The 16,612-nt window shown below is 68.1% G+C and carries 18 protein-coding genes; 15 read left to right on the top strand and 3 right to left on the bottom strand.

Annotated elements, in window-relative coordinates; translation table 11 throughout:
- The first annotated feature begins 193 nt into the window (after positions 1-193).
- The 14 genes from ACQP0P_RS00570 (at position 194) to ACQP0P_RS00505 (ending at position 10,909) form a co-directional block, all read left to right on the top strand.
- Positions 194-493 (top strand): hypothetical protein, encoded by a 300-nt coding sequence (locus ACQP0P_RS00570; protein WP_433358843.1) that lies wholly within the window; start codon positions 194-196, stop codon positions 491-493.
- A 66-nt stretch (positions 494-559) separates the two neighbouring features.
- A complete protein-coding gene (locus ACQP0P_RS00565) occupies positions 560-970 on the top strand; it encodes a 6-pyruvoyl trahydropterin synthase family protein (RefSeq protein ID WP_433358842.1) in 411 nt (136 codons plus the stop codon).
- Positions 967-1,713 carry a 7-carboxy-7-deazaguanine synthase QueE gene (locus ACQP0P_RS00560; RefSeq protein ID WP_433358841.1) on the top strand — a complete coding sequence of 249 codons (747 nt, stop codon included), beginning with the start codon at positions 967-969 and terminating at the stop codon, positions 1,711-1,713. The genes ACQP0P_RS00565 and ACQP0P_RS00560 overlap by 4 nt, the downstream gene beginning before the upstream one ends.
- Before the next feature lie 59 nt (positions 1,714-1,772).
- Positions 1,773-2,420: a GTP cyclohydrolase I gene (folE, locus tag ACQP0P_RS00555; RefSeq protein ID WP_433358840.1), complete on the top strand. Its 648-nt coding sequence runs from the start codon at positions 1,773-1,775 to the stop codon at positions 2,418-2,420.
- Between the two features lie 254 nt (positions 2,421-2,674).
- A complete protein-coding gene (locus ACQP0P_RS00550; protein ID WP_433358839.1) occupies positions 2,675-3,139 on the top strand; it encodes a phosphoribosyltransferase in 465 nt (154 codons plus the stop codon).
- Positions 3,123-3,950 carry a class I SAM-dependent methyltransferase gene (locus tag ACQP0P_RS00545; protein WP_433358838.1) on the top strand — a complete coding sequence of 276 codons (828 nt, stop codon included), beginning with the start codon at positions 3,123-3,125 and terminating at the stop codon, positions 3,948-3,950. Before ACQP0P_RS00550 ends, ACQP0P_RS00545 begins: the two co-directional genes overlap by 17 nt.
- The gene (locus tag ACQP0P_RS00540) at positions 3,947-4,663 is read left to right on the top strand and encodes a thymidylate kinase (RefSeq protein WP_433358837.1); all 717 of its coding nucleotides are present in this window, start codon (positions 3,947-3,949) and stop codon (positions 4,661-4,663) included. The genes ACQP0P_RS00545 and ACQP0P_RS00540 overlap by 4 nt, the downstream gene beginning before the upstream one ends.
- Positions 4,653-5,690, top strand: a complete 1,038-nt coding sequence (locus tag ACQP0P_RS00535) for a radical SAM protein (RefSeq protein WP_433358836.1) — start codon at positions 4,653-4,655, stop codon at positions 5,688-5,690. The genes ACQP0P_RS00540 and ACQP0P_RS00535 overlap by 11 nt, the downstream gene beginning before the upstream one ends.
- The gene (locus ACQP0P_RS00530) at positions 5,687-6,796 is read left to right on the top strand and encodes an aminotransferase class I/II-fold pyridoxal phosphate-dependent enzyme (RefSeq protein WP_433358835.1); all 1,110 of its coding nucleotides are present in this window, start codon (positions 5,687-5,689) and stop codon (positions 6,794-6,796) included. Before ACQP0P_RS00535 ends, ACQP0P_RS00530 begins: the two co-directional genes overlap by 4 nt.
- Positions 6,797-6,884: 88 nt before the next feature.
- Positions 6,885-7,652, top strand: a complete 768-nt coding sequence (locus tag ACQP0P_RS00525) for a thymidylate kinase (protein ID WP_433358834.1) — start codon at positions 6,885-6,887, stop codon at positions 7,650-7,652.
- Positions 7,649-8,413, top strand: a complete 765-nt coding sequence (locus tag ACQP0P_RS00520) for an HAD family hydrolase (protein WP_433358833.1) — start codon at positions 7,649-7,651, stop codon at positions 8,411-8,413. The genes ACQP0P_RS00525 and ACQP0P_RS00520 overlap by 4 nt, the downstream gene beginning before the upstream one ends.
- A gap of 197 nt (positions 8,414-8,610) precedes the next feature.
- Entirely contained in the window at positions 8,611-9,459 is an 849-nt protein-coding gene (locus tag ACQP0P_RS00515) for a phosphoribosylaminoimidazolesuccinocarboxamide synthase (protein ID WP_433358832.1), read from the top strand.
- A 90-nt stretch (positions 9,460-9,549) separates the two neighbouring features.
- Positions 9,550-10,254, top strand: coding sequence for a 3'-5' exonuclease (locus ACQP0P_RS00510; protein ID WP_433358831.1), 705 nt, complete (start codon positions 9,550-9,552; stop codon positions 10,252-10,254).
- Between the two features lie 16 nt (positions 10,255-10,270).
- Entirely contained in the window at positions 10,271-10,909 is a 639-nt protein-coding gene (locus ACQP0P_RS00505) for a mycothiol-dependent nitroreductase Rv2466c family protein (RefSeq protein WP_433358830.1), read from the top strand.
- 156 nt (positions 10,910-11,065) lie between these two features.
- Here the strand turns inward: ACQP0P_RS00505 and ACQP0P_RS00500 are convergent, their stop codons facing one another.
- Together ACQP0P_RS00500 and ACQP0P_RS00495 are read right to left on the bottom strand one after the other, a co-directional pair.
- Positions 11,066-11,620 (bottom strand): NUDIX hydrolase, encoded by a 555-nt coding sequence (locus ACQP0P_RS00500; RefSeq protein WP_433358829.1) that lies wholly within the window; start codon positions 11,618-11,620, stop codon positions 11,066-11,068.
- Positions 11,621-12,029: 409 nt separating this feature from the next.
- Complete coding sequence (locus ACQP0P_RS00495) at positions 12,030-13,949, bottom strand: hypothetical protein (RefSeq protein ID WP_433358828.1); 1,920 nt, start codon at positions 13,947-13,949, stop codon at positions 12,030-12,032.
- 532 nt (positions 13,950-14,481) lie between these two features.
- Between ACQP0P_RS00495 and fxlM the strand changes: the two genes are divergently transcribed.
- Positions 14,482-15,714 (top strand): methyltransferase, FxLD system, encoded by a 1,233-nt coding sequence (fxlM, locus tag ACQP0P_RS00490; protein WP_433358827.1) that lies wholly within the window; start codon positions 14,482-14,484, stop codon positions 15,712-15,714.
- Between the two features lie 210 nt (positions 15,715-15,924).
- Here fxlM and ACQP0P_RS00485 read toward each other — a convergent pair whose 3' ends face one another.
- Complete coding sequence (locus ACQP0P_RS00485; RefSeq protein ID WP_433358826.1) at positions 15,925-16,554, bottom strand: hypothetical protein; 630 nt, start codon at positions 16,552-16,554, stop codon at positions 15,925-15,927.
- Positions 16,555-16,612: the final 58 nt, after the last annotated feature.

The raw sequence follows: 16,612 nt of genomic DNA, 5'->3' as shown, positions 1-16,612 counted from the left end.
GCCTTCTCCCGTCGCCGAGGTGATGTGAAGGTCTCCCACTTGAAGAAGGGCACTGACCGAACCTGAGCCAGAGCGGCCACCGCCGCTTCTGCGACGACCGCGGGGCCCAGGCGGCTCAAGCCCATCGTCTCGCTCCGGGAGAAGCAAAGCCGTTTCCATCGGCTCATGTGGGATCTCGGCCAGAGGAGATCAGGTGCGAACTGCACATCTCGAAGAAACCGACTTTCTATCCATTGATCCGCTCGCCGGGCCGCTTGGCCTCACCGAAGTGGTCAACGACGGCGCCGAGCTGTTGTTGATCGCGGTTTCTGAATCGGTGCGCCAAGAGCTCCCGGCTGTCCGGCTCTGGCACACCCCACTGCACGCTGACGGACACTGCGCCCACATCCGGCCGGCGGTCTCTGATCACCACATCCTGCGCTTCAACATCGACCGTCGCCTCGTGGACGACATCCTCAACCAGCATCCCGACACATCCGCATACGGGGCATAGTCCGTCCGCTCACCTGTCGTGTGGCCCTCAGACCGCCCATATCACCGACCCCCGAGAGGGAAGTCCATGGATTTCAGCTCGGTGCCACCCCCCTCCGGCGCGTTCACCATCGGCAAGACCTTCGATTTCGAGGCCGGGCACCGGCTGCCCAGCCTCCCACCCGGGCACAAGTGCTCGCAGCAGCACGGACACAGCTATCAGGTCGAGGTCATTCTCACCGCCCCTGCCCTGCAGGCCCCCGGCTTCGTCACCGACTTCGGGGCCCTGTCGCTGTTCAAGAAGTTCCTGGACGACGAGCTCGACCACCACAACCTCGACGAGATCCTGCCCTTCGAGCCGACCTCGGAGCACCTGGCCCGGTTCCTGGCCGGATGGTTCATCCAGAACGTCGAGCCGGAGATTCCCGGCCGGCTGGTCGCTATCGGGGTCCGCGAGACGCAGCGCAGCTGGGCTCGCTTCGACGTGGAGCAGCGATGACGTCCGCAGGTGCCGACGCGGTGGCGCTCACAGGCAGCGATGAGGAGTTCCGGCTGATCGTCGCCGAGTGCTTCGGCGTCGAAAAGCCGACCTTTCAGGGTGAGGGCCCCAGCTGCGGCGTCCCGGCCCTGTTCATCCGCTTGTCGAGGTGCAACCTGACCTGTAGCTGGTGCGACACCACGTACACGTGGGACTGGTCCCGCTTCGACCCGCACAAAGAGTCGACGCGACAGACGGTGGCCGACCTCCTCGCGTGGGCACTCGCATCAGCTGTGAAGTTGGTCGTCATCACCGGCGGCGAGCCGCTGATCCAGCAGCCGTCCCTGATCCCGCTGGTGCGGGGGCTGCTGGCCGCAGGCAAGCGGGTGGAGTTCGAGACGAACGGCACCATTGCCCCCGACCCGGCGCTGCTGGTCGACGGCGTCTGCTTCAACGTCTCTCCCAAGCTCGCCAACTCCGATGTCGAGGAGGACAGGCGGATCAAACCGGCCGTATTGGAGGCGTTCGTGGCGAGCGGCCGGGCCGTGTTCAAGTTCGTCACCCGCACCGTGGCGGAGCTGGATGAGATCGGCGCCCTGGTGGACCGGTACGGCCTGGACCCGGTGTACGTGATGCCCGAGGGCACCACGCCGCAGGACCTGATCGCGGCCACCCGGGTGCTCGCAGACGCTGTCGCGGCCCGCCGCTGGTACTTCACTCAGCGCCTGCACGTCCTGGCGTTCGCCGAGAGGCGCGGACGCTGACCCGCCCCCTCCTTGCTCACCCCCTGTTTCCCCAGCCCCTTGGAAGCGAGGCGCAGTCCATGACCCACGCCCTCTACAGCCCGGTGAGCGGTGAGAGCACCGCCCTGCCGCCGCAGACCGGCCCTGCCGCGCCGGGACCGGTCGATACCGAGCGAATCGCGGATTTGATCGGCCAGCTCCTCGCTGCGCTCGGTGAGGACCCCGCCCGGGAAGGATTGGCGGGCACGCCGGCCCGCGTCGCGGCCTGGTGGCGCGACTTCCTGGCGCCGGACCCCTCGGCGATGGCGACATGCTTCACCGAGACCCACGCCAGTGACCAGCTGGTCGTGGTCGGGGGACTGAACGTGTGGTCCCTGTGTGAGCACCACATGCTGCCCATGCAGCTGGACGCGCACGTCGGCTACCTCGCCGACGGCACTGTCCTGGGGCTGTCGAAGTTCGGCCGGATCGCGCAGCACCACGCCGGGCGCCTGCAGATGCAGGAGCGCTTCACCCGCCAGCTCGCCGATGAGGTAGCAGCCGCCATCGGCAGCCAGGACGTGGCCGTCACGGTGCACGGCGTGCACCTGTGCATGAGCATGCGCGGCGTCCGGATGGAGAGGGCCCGCACGTCCACCGTGCAGGCCGGCGGCCGGTTCAAGACCGACCCGCTGCTCTCCCAGCAGTTCCTCACCCTCACCACCGCCGGCCAGCGGGGAACAGCGTGATGGCGATCAGCCCCTCAGCGGTGATGCCTTCCGGCATCCCCAGCGCCTGCACGTCCTCGCGTTCGCCGACGCCCGCAGGCGCTGACGACCAACGCTGGTCAATGCCCCGAGGGTTACTAGGAAACGAGGCGCCATTCATGTCGGACACATCCCCCACTCAAAGTGCCGTTTCCGGACTGCATGCCGCCGCGCTCCTGCCAGCGACGGCGACCGGTAGCGACAATCGGGGAATCACGCACCTGACGTGGCCTCGAATGGAAGAGCTGGTCAGCCGGATCGCCGAGGCGATAAGGGATGACGGCGCTCCCCAGACCCTGGTGGCAGTCCTGCGCGGTGGTGGCATACCGGCCATCTGGCTCTCCCACCAACTCCGGCTGCGAGATGTGCGGGGGGTCGGGGTAACCCACACCACAGACGACAGCACCAACGCCGCGAAGACCCCGCAGCCAGTGGCCGTCAACCCGGCCTCGCTGGGCGACCTCACCGGCCGAGACGTCCTGATCGTGGACGACGTCGCCGGCACCGGGCACACCCTCGCCGCCGCGGCGCGACTGGCCGCCGACGCAGGAGCCAGTCGGGTTCGGACCGCGGTGTGCGTGGTGAACGAGGACAACTGGACCGGCCGCCCCCCGGCTGAGGCTGGCGTCACCTACATCGGCACGATCACCCACGGGTGGGTGGTCTTCCCCTGGGAGGGCAACGATGAGCACGAGCACTGATCAGCTTCCCGAGCAGTTCCGCACCCGGCCCGAGACCCCCATGATCGGCCCGTACAGCATCAACCAGATGGATGACTTCTACGCGGCGCTGCACCGCGGGGAGGCTAAAGCATCGGGGCTGATGAACCTGATGCAGCACCTCATTGCCGCCGAGCGGTGCGCGCCGGGCGCGAAGGTGCTGGACGTGTGCTGCGGCCGCGGGCTGGCGCTGCCGCTGCTGCGCCGGTACACGCCGCAGATCGAACGCTACGTTGGGCTGGACATCAGCTCCGACAACGTGAACGAGGCCCGAGAACGGATCGCGTTCTTGCGCGAGACCTACGGAGGGCTCTTCCCGGTCGAGCTCGTCGAGTGCGATGTGGCCGAGCCCTGGCCGCAGCTGCCCGCCTTCGACGTGGCGCTGTACACCTCGGCGCTGGAGCACCTGCCCTTCGAACTCGGTGCGCGCAGCCTGCGCAGCACGGCGCAGGCACTCGCGCCCGGCGGGGTGCTATTGCTGTCCACACCGCAGGCGTTCGGCCCGCCACCGCGGCCTCTGCAGTACCGCGTCCACGTCTACGAGTGGTCGCGGCAGGAGGTGGAGCAGGTCGTCGGCGAGGCGGGCCTGGTCGTCGAGGACGTGATGGGCTTGTTGCCGCCCGAACCGGACGTGGTGGCCGACGAGCTCACCGAACGGTACGGGCAAGGTGCGGCCGACTGGTACCGCGACCTGGCCGCGCGCGTCCCTGGGGCGCTGCTGGACACGGTCTCGGCAGTGTCGGTGCCGAAGAAGGCGACCGAGCTGCTGTATGTGTGCCGGAGGCCCGCATGAGTGCCGCCGCTGTCCCCGCACCGCGCCGTGAGCCCGCCCCTGACCGGCCGCTGCGAATGATCATCGAGGGCATCAACGGCGTCGGAAAAACCACCACGGCCCGAGCGCTCGCCGCCGCTCTCGGCGAGCGGTGCCTGCTGCTGGCCGAACTCACCGACCAGCCCGGCGACACCCTGCCCGGACGCGTGATCTCCGCCTTGGCCGCGCAGGACGACGTGTGCCTGCGCACCGGACACCCGGTCGTGGAGACGTTGGCCCTGCTCGCGCTGAAGATCCGCGAAATCGAACGCCTCGCCGCCTACCCGACTACGCGCGAGGTGGTCATCGAAGACCGCGGCGTCGACACCGTCGCCGTCTACCAGGCCGCGATCCTCTGCGCGCACGTGCCAGAAGCCGATCCCGCGCACGTCGCCCGGCACGTGCTCTCCTCGGTGTCGCGGTGGCTACCCCCGCCCGACGCCACCATCTTGCTGACCGGCGACCGGGAGGTGTGCATGCGGCGCTTCGCCGACCGGATCGGACGGACGCTGGCGCCGCAGGACCTGCGTGTGATCGAGCAGGCCGACGCGCTCTACACCGGGCTGGCCGCCGCTGAGCCCCACCGCTACAGCGTGATCGACACCGCCGGGCGATCGGCTGAGGCCGTCGCCGACGCGGTGGGCGCGCTCGTGCAGGACCTCGTGAAGCAACGGGAGGCTGACCATGCCGCGTGATGCAACTCTGCTCTGGGGCCTGCGCTCGCCCTGCGGGTTCGCCTGCCCGCACTGCTACTTCGGCACGATCGAGGAGCACAAACAGGCTCCGCCCAACGAGGTCGGCGTCTTGTCGCACCTGTCTCGTACCGACCTGCCGCCCCGGGCGCTCAAAGCGTTCGCACAAACCCTGGCCGGCTCGCCGATCGAGCGGGTGGTCATCGCCGGCGGCGAACCGCTGGACTGGCCCCCCACGCTGGAGGTGATCGAACTCATCAAGGAGGCAGGCTGTCAGGTCGTGATCGCCACCAACGGGATCCCGCTCACCCGCCCGCCGGTGGCCGAACGGCTCATCGCGCTCGGCGTCGACGGCGTTTCGGTCTCCCTGGACAGTGCGGACGCGCAGACCAACGACCGGCTGCGGCCCTCGCGGTCGGGCCGCTTCGGCTACGACGATGTCCTGGCTGGTATCGGCGCCCTGCTGGCCGCCCGAGGCGACCGGCACGCGCCGCGGGTGGGGATCTACACCGTGGTGATACGGGAACGCCCGCAGGAGATCACCGACATGGCCCATCTGGCCGGCCGGCTGGGCGTGGACTACTACGTCCCCCAGCCAATCTCCCTGACGCCCGACCACAAGCTCTTCGAGGAGCTGACCCACCGCCGCGAAGACGTGCGGGCCGTGGCCGAGCAGCTCGATCGTCTCTACGACGAACCGGGCAGAGTGGCGCTGCCGGACCTCTCCTACGCACGGCGCTTTGTCACCGCGATCTCTACTCAGGAAGGCGGGCATGTGCCCGACTGCTTCGGCGGCGCCCGCCTGTTCTTCATCCAGCCCGACGGCTCGCTCTGGGACTGCCCGTCCGACCGCCGGATCGCCGCCACCCCGCCTGAGCAGCGACGCACCATCCGCGACGGCGACGCGCGCACGCTTTTCGCGACGAGGCCCGCGTGCACGAACTGCTCGCTGTTCAGCCGAGACTGCGTGAACATGTGGCCGCTCGTGCTGGACATGCCGCGGCTACTGAACGCCGAGGCCACCCAATGACACTGCCTGCGCTCCCCGGCGGTGCACAGCTGCTCGCAGATCAGCTCGCCGCCGCGCTCGAGCAGATGCCCGACCCGAGCGGCGGCCCGGCCGCCGGGCAACTGGAGCGCGACCTGGCCGAGGCGTTCGGTGTCCCGTACGCCGTCGCGGTCGCCTCCGGCACCGCGGCCCTGCACGCCGCGCTGTCGGCCTGCGGCATCGGCCCCGGCGACGAAGTTCTCGTGCCGGCGCTGAGCGTCGTCATGACCGTGGCGCCCCTGGGCGCCCTCGGAGCAACGCCGGTGTTCATCGACAGCGACCCGGCCACCTTGGACCTGGACTACGACGACGCGGCCCGCAAGGTCACCTCACAGACCCGGGCGATCATCCCGGTGCACCTGTGGGGCCGGATGGGAGATGCGGCGGCCCTGGCGGCGTTCGCATCCGAGCACGGGCTCGCCGTCGTCGAGGACGCCGCGCAGGCCGCCGGCACCGCGCGCGACGGGCAGCGAGCCGGCACGGTCGGCACCGTCGGCTGCATCAGCATGAAGGACGGCAAGATCCTGTGGAGCGGCGAGGGCGGCTTCCTGCTCACCGCCCGCCGCGAGATAGCAGAGCACGCGACCGCGTTTCGCAGCCACTGGCAGCCGGCTCCTTCGGGCGAGGCCCCGCTGAGCCGCCTGGCAACCAACTCCCGCCTCGCTGCCCCCCTCGCCGCGATCGCCCTGGCCAACCTCCGCCGCCTGGCAAGCCTGGTGGAACTGCGCCGCGCACAGACCTGCCACCTACTGCACGCCCTGGAGCAGACACCCGGCCTCCTCGCCCTCGCACCAGCTACGCGCGAGGAATGGAACGGCTTCGCCCCGCTCCTTCACATCGCCCTGCCGAACCCCCGGGCGTTCGCCGAACACCTCGCGCAGCAGGCAGTGCCGAACTCCACCGGCAGTTTCCGGCTCATCCCCTGCGACGCCCGGCCCATGTTCACCGGCCGCGACCGGCCATGCCGCGGCGCCGCCCAGATCCTCGACCACATGCTCGCCGTCATCCTCACCGAACGCGACACCGAGACCACACTCGACCGCTACGCCGCTGTCATCGCCACAGAGGCCACCGCATGGGCCACGTGAGCGACGCCCCGGAACCAGCACCGACGAACCCCGCCGAAACGACCTTTCCGGCGGGGCCCTGTCCTCGCCCCTGAACGGATCCTGCCGCATGACGATCACACCGGTACATTCCTGCACCCGCGGCCCGCTGATCTCCGTCGAAGGCATCACCGGAGTCGGCAAGACGTATCTGACCAACCGCGCCGTCGAAGCCCTCGACGACAAGCCGCTGAGGCTCGACGGGTTCTCCCAGCGAGCGAACGGGCGCCCGGGACTGGGCGAAGCCCTGCTCCGCTCCCTGCGCGAAGCCAGCGCAGGGGACCCGTTCCTGCGCGGGGGCACCCCCATGGCCGAGGCTTTGATCCTGCTGGCCATCAAGCGCTATGACCTGGACACCGTCATTGCCGAGCTGTCCAGCGGGCGTGCCGTCATCGAGGGCCGCAGCGTCGACACCACGGCGGTGTGCCAGGCTTTGTTGCTGCACCCCGACGACCCGGACGCTGCTCTTGAGACGGCAACCGCCCTGCGGGAATTCGCGTCCTCCTACCGGCCCCTTCCTGGCCTCACGATCCTCGTCACCGACGACGCCTGCGAGGCCGTCGTGCGCGCGCAGCGGCGCGACCGGTGCGTCTTCACAACCGAGCAGGCCACGTTCATGCGTGAGGCATGCACGCTCTACGAGCGGCTCGCCGCCACCGATCCGGCACGCTACCGGGTCGTGGACCGGCGCAGCGTCGGTGAGCACGAGGCGGCCGAGCTGATCCGGGCGTGGATCCGCGGTGCCGGGACCGGCCTGGGCTGCGTGCGCGAGCCGTGGCAGGGCCCGGGTGCCCGGTGCATGTGCTGCGGCCGCCGCGCGGAATCGGCGCCGGCATGAACGAGACGGCCCGTCCCTCGATCTGCCCGGGCCCGGCTTCAGCAAGGAACTGCGCGCCTACGGTCCCCGACGGCATCGAGGCTGTGGTCTTCGACTTCGACGCAACCCTCGCCGACACGACGCCCGGCCACGAGCAGGCGCTGCGAGCGGCGCTGCAGCCGCACGGCCTCGACCTGGACCACGACTGGTATCGCCGACACGTCGGCCTGTCCATCCACGACCTGCTGGCCGCGCTACCGCACGGCCGGCAGCTACCCCACGCCGAGATCATCCGACAGAGCCGAACCCACCTGCTGGCAGGCATGCACAACATCACCCCCATCGCGTGCGTCGTCTCGCTCTTGCACGCCGCACGCCGTGCTGGACTGCCCTGCGCCGTGGCATCAGGCGCCAGCCGACTTCTCGTCCATCCCGGCCTCGACGCTCTGGGCCTGAGGCGGGAGTTCGCAGCCGTCGTCACACGAGAAGACGTCACGCACGGCAAGCCGGCCCCGGACCTGTACCTCGCGGCTGCCCACTGCCTCGACCTCTCGCCAGAGGGCTGCCTGGCCGTCGACGACGCTCCCGACGGCGTCACCGCCGCCCGCGCAGCCGGCATGCACGTGATCACAGTGGTCGACGGCCACCTGGCCCCCACCGACGAAGACGCAGAGGGAGCCGCACGCCGCTTCGCTTCAGAGGTCAGGGCGCCGATGCCGCATCCGACACCGCGGCGGGCTCAGGCCAGCCGCCGCCCGCGAGACGGAGGCCGCACCGCATGACGCTGCGCCGGACGCCACGCCGCCACGATCAGTGAATCCCGCCGGATGACGGCGTGAGGCCGTCGCACTAGGAGAGCATGATGCCCATCCTCCACTCGACCAAGAACCTGCAGATCATCGAACCTCCCACGACTACGAGGGAGGGGGTCGGAACCTTCGAGTACACGGACAATTACACGGTGTTTCACTACGGCAGGATGCCGGACCTGATCCTCGGGAAAGGTGAGGCGATCTGCCGCATGGCCGTCTTCAACTTCACGATGTTGGAGGCGGCGGGCGTGCGGACCCATTTCCGCCGGTTCATCGCCCCGAATCGGATCGAGTTCGATCTCGCGCGTGTCCCAGACCCAGACGCCGAGCCGCTCACCCAGGACGCGGGAAACTACCTCATTCCCGTGCAGGTCCTCTTCCGCAACGAACTCCCTCAAGGAAGCTCCGTTCACCGCCGGCTCGCAGCCGGCACGCTGACACCGGCCGAGGTCGGGCTCCGAGCCATTCCCGCGGTCGGCGAGAAGCTGCCCCATCCGCTCATCGAGTACGCGACGATGCTGGAAGACGTCAACCGGTTCATCGGCGGGCCCGAGGCCCAGCGCCTCGCCAATCTGAGCGACGAGCAGTTCCAGGCGATGCGCGACATCACCGTCAAGGTCAACGAGGTGCTGACCGGGCACGCATGCAAGCTCGGGCTGAGCCACTGCGACGGCAAGGTCGAGTTCCTGGTGTCGAGCGACGCGGGCATCGTGCTCGCCGACAGTCCCGGTACACCTGACGAAAGCCGCCTGAGGTTCAACGCAGTGCACTGCGGCAAGCAGCTCCTTCGGAACTGGTACGTCGACAACGGGCTCGAGGTGCCGGTCAGCACGCTGATCGCCGATGGCGTGCCCAGGAGCCGGTGGCCGCAGCCGGCACCCCTGCCGCCCGAGTTCCTGCCGGTGATGTCGGACCTGTACCGGTCCCTGAGCCAGACCTGGACGGGAGAGCGCCTCTGGAACGCGCCGGACCTACAGGCCGCCACGCAGGCCGTTGCCCGCCTCATTAGTCAATGACGGCACACTGCGGCCAGCACTCAGGCATGCTCTCCTCGATGTGACGGGCGTGGGCCGGCAACACCACGAAACCTACGAGAACGGTGGATCATGGGCGGATTGACACAAGACCCCGCCTTCCTGGCGACGACGTTCGTGGTCATCGACTTCGAGGCGACGACCCCCAAGGGCTACCCGGCCCAGCCCATCGAGGTCGCCGCTCTCGCACTCCGCTACGAAAAAGGCGCATGGAGAGCAGCCGGCAGGAGCGCCTCTCTCATCCGGCCGCCCGCATTTGCTCCGGTGACGCCAGCCGTTACGGCCCAAAACGGCTTGACCCCCGAGCAGCTGAGCCAGGCCCCTGGTCCAGCCGAAGCGCTGGGCGCACTGGATCGGCGATTCACGGCCAACAAACCGTACCTGCTGGTTGCTCAACACGCCGCCACCGAGGCCAACATCATCCACAACCAGCGCGAGCACTGCCCAACGCTGGCCCGCATTGACCTTCTTGACACGATCCCGCTTGCCAAACACCTCGTCCCAGGTCTGCCGAACTACAAACTCGACACGCTGCTGGCGCATTTCGCCATCACGCAGCCGACGGACCGCCACAGGGCCTACGCCGACGTCGATGTCACCGCGCAGGTGTTCTTCCGGCTCGTCAGCGCCGCGGACGAGGATACTCAGCTCAGCGATCTCGCAGCCCTGGTGAAAATCGCGGGGCGCACGGCCAAGTGCAACATGCCCGACCAAGGCGGATTGTTCGACATCCAACCTCCCGGCGGGAGCAGGCACATGCAAACCGGTCTGAGATAGGACGGCGCTCATTTTGATGACCACGAAACAGCTGGACCGCGACGAGGTCCCGTTCTGGTTCGATCCGCTGTGCCCCTGGGCGTGGATCACCTCACGCTGGCTCCTGGAAGTCGAGCAGGTTCGGCCGGTGCGCGCCGATTGGCGAATCATGTCGCTGGCCTACCTAAACCTCCTCCAGCGCGAGGGCAAGGGACTCAGTCAGGACTACCGGGACCTGATGACGAAGGCATGGGGTCCGGTACGGGTCTGCGCGGCGGCCGCTGAGCACGCTGGCCGCGGCGTCCTCGGACCGCTGTACACCGCCATCGGCACCCGGCTTCACCCCCAAAGACGTCGCGACGATCCCACCGTTATCACCGAAGCTCTCGCGGAGGCGCACCTGCCCGCTTCGCTGACCGCAGCCGCCACAAGCACGGAGTTCGATCAGCTCATCAAAACCTCGCACGACGAGGCGTTCAACGAGGTCGGCCTTGATGTCGGGACGCCCGTTCTCCGCATCGGCGGCACGGCCCTGTTCGGCCCCGTGCTCAGGCGGGCCCCCTGCGGTGAAGCCGCCGGACGACTCTGGGACGGCCTGGTCATGGTCGCCGGGACGGATGGCTTCTTCGAGCTCAAGCGGAGCCGGGACCGGAGCGTCAAACCGTCCTTTGAGTGAGTGGACACCACAGCTCAGCTGACATCGGCTGAGGTTGCGACCGTCGAGGCCCTCGCGTTCGGTTCGACAAGGAGGCGAACACCGACTGCGGAGCCTCGACCGGTGCGCACCGTGATCCGGTGCCGCTGCCGACCGGAAGCGTTCGACGAGGTCCGGTCAACCGGCCCGGGCCGGTGCGCTGACCGCTCGCGCCATGCGGTGCCCGACAAGGCGCTCGGCCTCGGCGAGCAGGTACCAGGCGGCACCCCTCACCTCGGACTCTTGGATGCGCCCCACGTCCGCATCTGTCACGAAGGAGTATCCGATGTCGAGATGGTGGTGCTCCGGTTCGTCCTTCTCCGGTCGTGCCGGAACCCTGCCGTACTCGATGTAGACGGGGGTTTGCGACGCTGGGAAGATCTTTCCGGGATCAACACCGGTCTCCTCCGTCAGCTCCCGCACTGCCGCGTCGATCAGTGTGGCATCCGTCGGCTCAAGGTGACCTCCAGGCTGCAACGTGATCCCGTACGCGAGGTGCTCGACAAGCAGGATCTCATCACCGCGGACCAGCAGTGCGCCAACAGTCACATGCATCCGAAAATTCCGCCGCGAGGCGAAACCCCCTCCCCGAGACAGCAGTTGCACCGGCTCAGACAGCAGCGCGGCCTCGTCCGGGTAGCGCTCGATGTAGGCGGAAAGCACGCTCGAGATGTCTGAGTCACTGATCGCCACGGGGCACTCCTGCACCAGGCCGAGAGACCGCCGATTCCTTGATCATCACGTTTCCTCCCTGGCGGGGCACGCGACCACGCGCGGATGCGGGCGTGCACGCTCGCCGCCGGAAACCAGCAGCTTGACACAGTCATCACTCCCTCCGCTGGGTAACCAGAAAGCGCACGCGCCCCAACTCTGCCTCACCGAACAGGCGATCGGCCCGGTAGCCAGGTGCTGGGTCATGGGAAGGACTTGACCTGGTTGTGGACCGGGAAAAGCGGCTTTCCGCAGGGGCAGTGAATTTCCATTGCACAACCCGCGACATCGCATACTTCATGCCAAACACCCGAACCAACATCACGGCGAGGCCACACCGTCACCATGGCAGTGGCGCCGATCTGCGTGGCGGGCTTCACGATCTGGGTGCTCAAAGCTCGGGGAAATCGGGGAACAAGGCCTTCAGCACATCAGGGGCTGCCCGCAGGCCCTGGTACCAGGTATCTGCTTGGGTGCGGAACTCCTCGTGCGGCTGGGTGATGTCACTGGCCGCGTTCGAGCTGTCCAGGAGAAGCGACAGCGACCAGGCCGACAGGTACCGGCCCAGGTCGTCGAGTGCGGCGATGGCCTCGCTGGTGATGGGGCCGCCGTGGGCGATGGCGTTACGGGAGCGACGCAGCCGGGCTCGGGCGACCTCCCAGCGGCCTTCGATCTGCTCACACCAGGTGGCGAGTGCGGCGGGGGAGTCGAGCCGGGAGGCGAGCTGGCGGAGGTTGCGGCCTATTCGGGTGTGGAGAGGATGAATCTGGATAAGCCGAGGCAGTGCCTGGACGGCCGCCACCCCGTCGAAGTTGACGATGACGGCTGCCTTGGAGGTTTCGATTGTCCGCCGCAACGACCGCAGCTCGGCATGGTGGTCGGCCGCGGCGCCTTCAGCGTCCGCGAGCGCCTCGAGGACGACGCGAAACAGGCTGGCGTTGACGGTCGCTCGGATCCAGGCCGACTTCAGGTAGGTATCGAGGTAACCGGTCCAGGTGAGGGGGGACACGCGGGTAGCGGTGAGTTCCAGGACACGCACGTTGAGGATGAGCGCTGAGAGCGAGGGGTGTTCCTGGGCGTGTTCCCACCAGTGGATAGCGCCGACTGTCTCCTTGAGTTCCTTGTCGGCGTGGGCCAGTTTCTCCCACAGCTTCGGCGTGAGGTCGACCAGTTCGCGTCCCACCGGATTGAACAGCAGGCGGCCGCGGTCGGCTTCTGGGGAACGGAACCGGCCGACAGAGCCGATCAGTCCGTTGATCGCGTGGAGGTATCCCTCCAGGGGCCGCCAGGTGGCGCTGCTGGTCCGGAAGCGGGCCAGGCCCACCAGGGCGTGGATGCGTTCTCGAGCGACATGGACGGCATCGGCGAAGACTTCCTCGCCGAGGTCGACGCGGACCAGTACCGTGTCGCCTCCTTCAGGCAGATCTTGGAAACGGAACTGACTGTGACCAGCGGTCAGCTCTGCCGGCAGACCGTGCAGGAGTTGAGGGAAGCCGTCCTTCAGCCGCGCTCGTAGCCATTCGCCTTCATACAGCGTGACCGGGCCTATGTCCTGCACGACCAATGGCGGGACGGCATTGGTGAAGGCCAGCCAGACCACGTGGCGGGCTTTTTCGGGGGGCTGGAGCAACAGCCGGCGACACAACTCGAGGATCTCCCCCTCCGACAGCTCCGAGACCTGTTCGCCCTCACCCCAATCGTCGTCTGCCGGCGCGGGGGCGATATCGCCGAGCGTCACCTTGGCGCAGGTGACGTCGAAGGCGGAACCGTCCAGCACCATGCACAGCTCGCTGCTCAGCTCGCGGGGGTGGCGGCCGGTGAACTGGGCCAGGCGCCAAAACAGGTCGCGGCGGCCGGCGATGAGGTCATAGGTGGCGTGCTCATCGCGGCAGGCGGCTAAGAGGTCTCGCCAGGCGGCCTCCAGCACGAGCGGATCGGCCCACCGCTGCTGCAGAGCGTGCAGGGCGGTGCGAGGTGGCTGGCGATCAGGAGCGTTGCTCGCACCGGGGAACCCGGCCAGGCAATCGTGCGCCGTTTGGAGCTCGGGCTGAAGTGCGGCCTGTAGGTCGGGGCCGAGCCTGGTCACCGCGTCGGTGAAGTCCTTGATCGCGCTCGTCCAGGCAGGCTTGTGGTGCTTCCTGTCATACGGCCGCCGGTCGGCGAGCCAACCAGCGACCTCCTCGGCTGCCACGACGGCGTCGACGACATCGCGCTCACTCCACCATCGTCGGCCTTCCCACCACCCCAAGGCTTCGCGGAACTCGTCGAAGGGCGTGTGGGAGTGGAACCGTGGCGAGAGGGGGTTACGCATCGACCTAGTGTGATGGTCTACCTCGCTAAAGAGCTGATATTTCGTGATTGTCCCTGGTGAGGTGGCGAGTTGCCCAGCGAGCGACGCGTGCGGCCCGGTGTACAGTCACCTGCTGCGGCTTAGCTGCTGGCCGACCTGCACGCGGCGGGCCTGGCCACGGTGGAGAAGATCCGCTACTACCAGGCGCCGCTGGTGCCGCACACCGAAGGAGAATTCTCGTGACGACCTCGGCCTCTGTCTCTCTTCCGCAGTGCACTCTTGGCTGCTGGGGCATCGGCGGACCGGCCGAAAACCTCGGCTTGCCGATGGGGACTGTTACCGATGACCGTCGGCAGAGCGTTCACCCGCAGAGCGTCTCGCGTGATCCGGCGTTCACCGACACGCATGGGGCTGCTGAGCGACCGGTCCTGCCTGAAGGTGCGCAAGCCTGGCAGCAGGGTCCGGGTTGGTCGACTGCGGCCGACCTGGATCGGGCTCTCCGTAGTCGTTCGATTCCCCGGAAACCGTCGCGCGCAAGCATTACAGTCGGCCGGTGACCACCGACACCCTGCCTTCCGCCACCCCTGATCTACTGCGCGCCGACATGGTCGCAACGCTCAAGGAACGGGGCTCGATCCGCTCCTCGCAGGTCGAAGCGGCCTTCGCCGTGGTTCCGCGTGAGAGGTTCGCGCCCGAGGCGCCGCTGGAGGCCGCCTACTCCGCTCAGGACGTGGTCGTCACCAAACGCGGCCCGGACGGCAGGGCGACGAGTTCGATCAGCGCGCCCTGGCTCCAAGCCGAGATGCTCGAAGCCGCACAGCTCACCCCTGGCGCGAAAGTGCTCGAGGTTGGCGGCGGCGGTTGCAACGCGGCGCTCATCGCCGAGATCGTGGGCCCGGACGGGCTGGTGGTCACCGTGGACATCGACCCGTTCGTCACCGGGCGAGCGGCCCGGTTCCTCGCCGCGACCGGCTACCCGCATGTGCAGGTCGTGCTGGGTGATGCCGAGCATGCCGCCGCCGAGCACGCGCCCGAGGGCGGTTTTGACGCCATCATCGTCACTGTCGGGGTCTGGGACATCCCGTGGGGGCCTCTGCTTGCCCCGGCCGGCCGGATGGTGGTGCCGCTGCGGTTCTCCACGGTCAGCCGGTCCTTCACCTTTGTCCGGGACGGTGACCACTTCGTCGGCTTGAACCCCACGGTGTGTGGATTCGTTCCGGCTCAGGGAGTCGGGGCGCTCCCGGATCAAGAGGTGGTCTTGGCCGACGGTGCGGTGAGGCTGACGCTCGAAGAGGGGCCCGCCCTTGACGTCGCCGCGCTCGACCAGGCCCTGACCGGCGCCCGTAGCGAGCTGTGGACCGGCGTCACGGTCGGCCGGGGTGAGTCGTTCGACTCGATGCACCTGTGGATCGCGACCACAGATGATCGGTTCGGCATGATCTGGCAGGACCCAGACCGCGACTGCGGCATGGTCAAGGTGGCGACGCGCTGGTATTGCCCCGTGCTCATCACTGCGGACAGTTTCGCCTACCTCACGATCCGCGAACTGCCCCGGGCAGAGGAGACGGCGGAGCCCCGGTGGGAGTTCGGCGTCTGCGGGTACGGGCCCGCCGGCGCCGACCTCGCCCACCACCTCCATGACCACATTCAGACGTGGGACCGCGACTGGCGAACCCACCCCGCCCCGACGTTCACCCTCTACCCCGCTGATGCTTTCCCGCCTGCCCCGGCGGTCGGCCAGATCTTCCGCAAGCGGCACACCCAACTGATCATGATCTGGAAGTAGCCCTGAGAGTAGCCGTCGAGCAGACACGATGCTGGACGAGCAGGTCGAGGTGCTCCGGGGCCGCATGGACGCCACCGTGCCCGGAGTCGCCGCGGCGCTGCCACCACAGGCCGCCGACCGGATCCGTCACGAGCACAGCCGGTGAGCGGCCACGACAGGCTGGACACCGATCAACGCGGCTGATCCGTATGGCACCTGACCAGGCGTGGGTCAGGCAGACTCAGAAATCGGCACCCAGTTGAACTCCGGGCAGTAGCGGGAGTACGTGGCCAGCTTCCAAGCTGCGTACTCTCGCGTCCGGTCGGTGGCGCGCAGCAGATGCTTGACCCAGGTATGGGCGATCCGCTCATCCCGGCTCATGCCAGTGTCGATCTCGTCGAGCATGCGGCATGCGACCACGAAGTCCTCCTCGGTCAGCGCTGACAGGTCGATCTCGACGCCGTCGACCTCGAAGGAGAACACCAGCCGGGTGGTGGTGAACCGGGTGAAGCGCTCGCCCTTGAACGCCGTGTGCGGGGTGAGTGCCGCTATCAGCTCCTCTCGGCCGGCGACCGGGTAGCCGATTCCCAGATCCAGATCGCTGGTCTCCAGGTTGAGCTGGATCCCGAAGGAGCCGACGTCGCGCGGCGTGTGTCCCGTCCAGGACTCGACAAGGTGAGCCGCCGTGGCGCGAACCTGCAGAAGCCGCGTATCTTCTGTTCGGCGTGCCTGCCAGAACGCCTCAGCTAGACGGAGCTCCTCAGCGGTGAAGGACTCCGGAACAGCCCACCCCGTCACCATGAGGGCATCCAGGTCGAGGCTCGTCGTCGGCTCACCCGCAAAGATCGCTTGATCGGTCATCGAGCCAGCGTAGTAACACCAGCATCGTGAACCTCGGAAGTTCCCGAATTTCCCAGAG

Origin of the sequence: Streptosporangium sp. CA-115845 (assembly GCF_050943795.1) — a bacterium.
Taxonomy (GTDB): Bacteria; Actinomycetota; Actinomycetes; order Streptosporangiales; family Streptosporangiaceae; genus Streptosporangium.
This window is presented reverse-complemented; position numbering and strand designations above follow the sequence as displayed.

Excerpts from the sequence above, each read along its gene's own strand:
- ACQP0P_RS00565 (WP_433358842.1), top strand. The coding sequence starts at position 560 with ATGGATTTCAGCTCGGTGCCACCCCCCTCCGGCGCGTTCACCATCGGC.
- ACQP0P_RS00560 (WP_433358841.1), top strand. The coding sequence starts at position 967 with ATGACGTCCGCAGGTGCCGACGCGGTGGCGCTCACAGGCAGCGATGAG.
- folE (WP_433358840.1), top strand. The coding sequence starts at position 1,773 with ATGACCCACGCCCTCTACAGCCCGGTGAGCGGTGAGAGCACCGCCCTG.
- ACQP0P_RS00550 (WP_433358839.1), top strand. The coding sequence starts at position 2,675 with ATGGAAGAGCTGGTCAGCCGGATCGCCGAGGCGATAAGGGATGACGGC.
- ACQP0P_RS00545 (WP_433358838.1), top strand. The coding sequence starts at position 3,123 with ATGAGCACGAGCACTGATCAGCTTCCCGAGCAGTTCCGCACCCGGCCC.
- ACQP0P_RS00540 (WP_433358837.1), top strand. The coding sequence starts at position 3,947 with ATGAGTGCCGCCGCTGTCCCCGCACCGCGCCGTGAGCCCGCCCCTGAC.
- ACQP0P_RS00535 (WP_433358836.1), top strand. The coding sequence starts at position 4,653 with ATGCCGCGTGATGCAACTCTGCTCTGGGGCCTGCGCTCGCCCTGCGGG.
- ACQP0P_RS00530 (WP_433358835.1), top strand. The coding sequence starts at position 5,687 with ATGACACTGCCTGCGCTCCCCGGCGGTGCACAGCTGCTCGCAGATCAG.
- ACQP0P_RS00525 (WP_433358834.1), top strand. The coding sequence starts at position 6,885 with ATGACGATCACACCGGTACATTCCTGCACCCGCGGCCCGCTGATCTCC.
- ACQP0P_RS00520 (WP_433358833.1), top strand. The coding sequence starts at position 7,649 with ATGAACGAGACGGCCCGTCCCTCGATCTGCCCGGGCCCGGCTTCAGCA.
- ACQP0P_RS00515 (WP_433358832.1), top strand. The coding sequence starts at position 8,611 with ATGCCGGACCTGATCCTCGGGAAAGGTGAGGCGATCTGCCGCATGGCC.
- ACQP0P_RS00510 (WP_433358831.1), top strand. The coding sequence starts at position 9,550 with ATGGGCGGATTGACACAAGACCCCGCCTTCCTGGCGACGACGTTCGTG.
- ACQP0P_RS00505 (WP_433358830.1), top strand. The coding sequence starts at position 10,271 with ATGACCACGAAACAGCTGGACCGCGACGAGGTCCCGTTCTGGTTCGAT.
- ACQP0P_RS00495 (WP_433358828.1), bottom strand. The coding sequence starts at position 13,949 with ATGCGTAACCCCCTCTCGCCACGGTTCCACTCCCACACGCCCTTCGAC.
- ACQP0P_RS00485 (WP_433358826.1), bottom strand. The coding sequence starts at position 16,554 with ATGACCGATCAAGCGATCTTTGCGGGTGAGCCGACGACGAGCCTCGAC.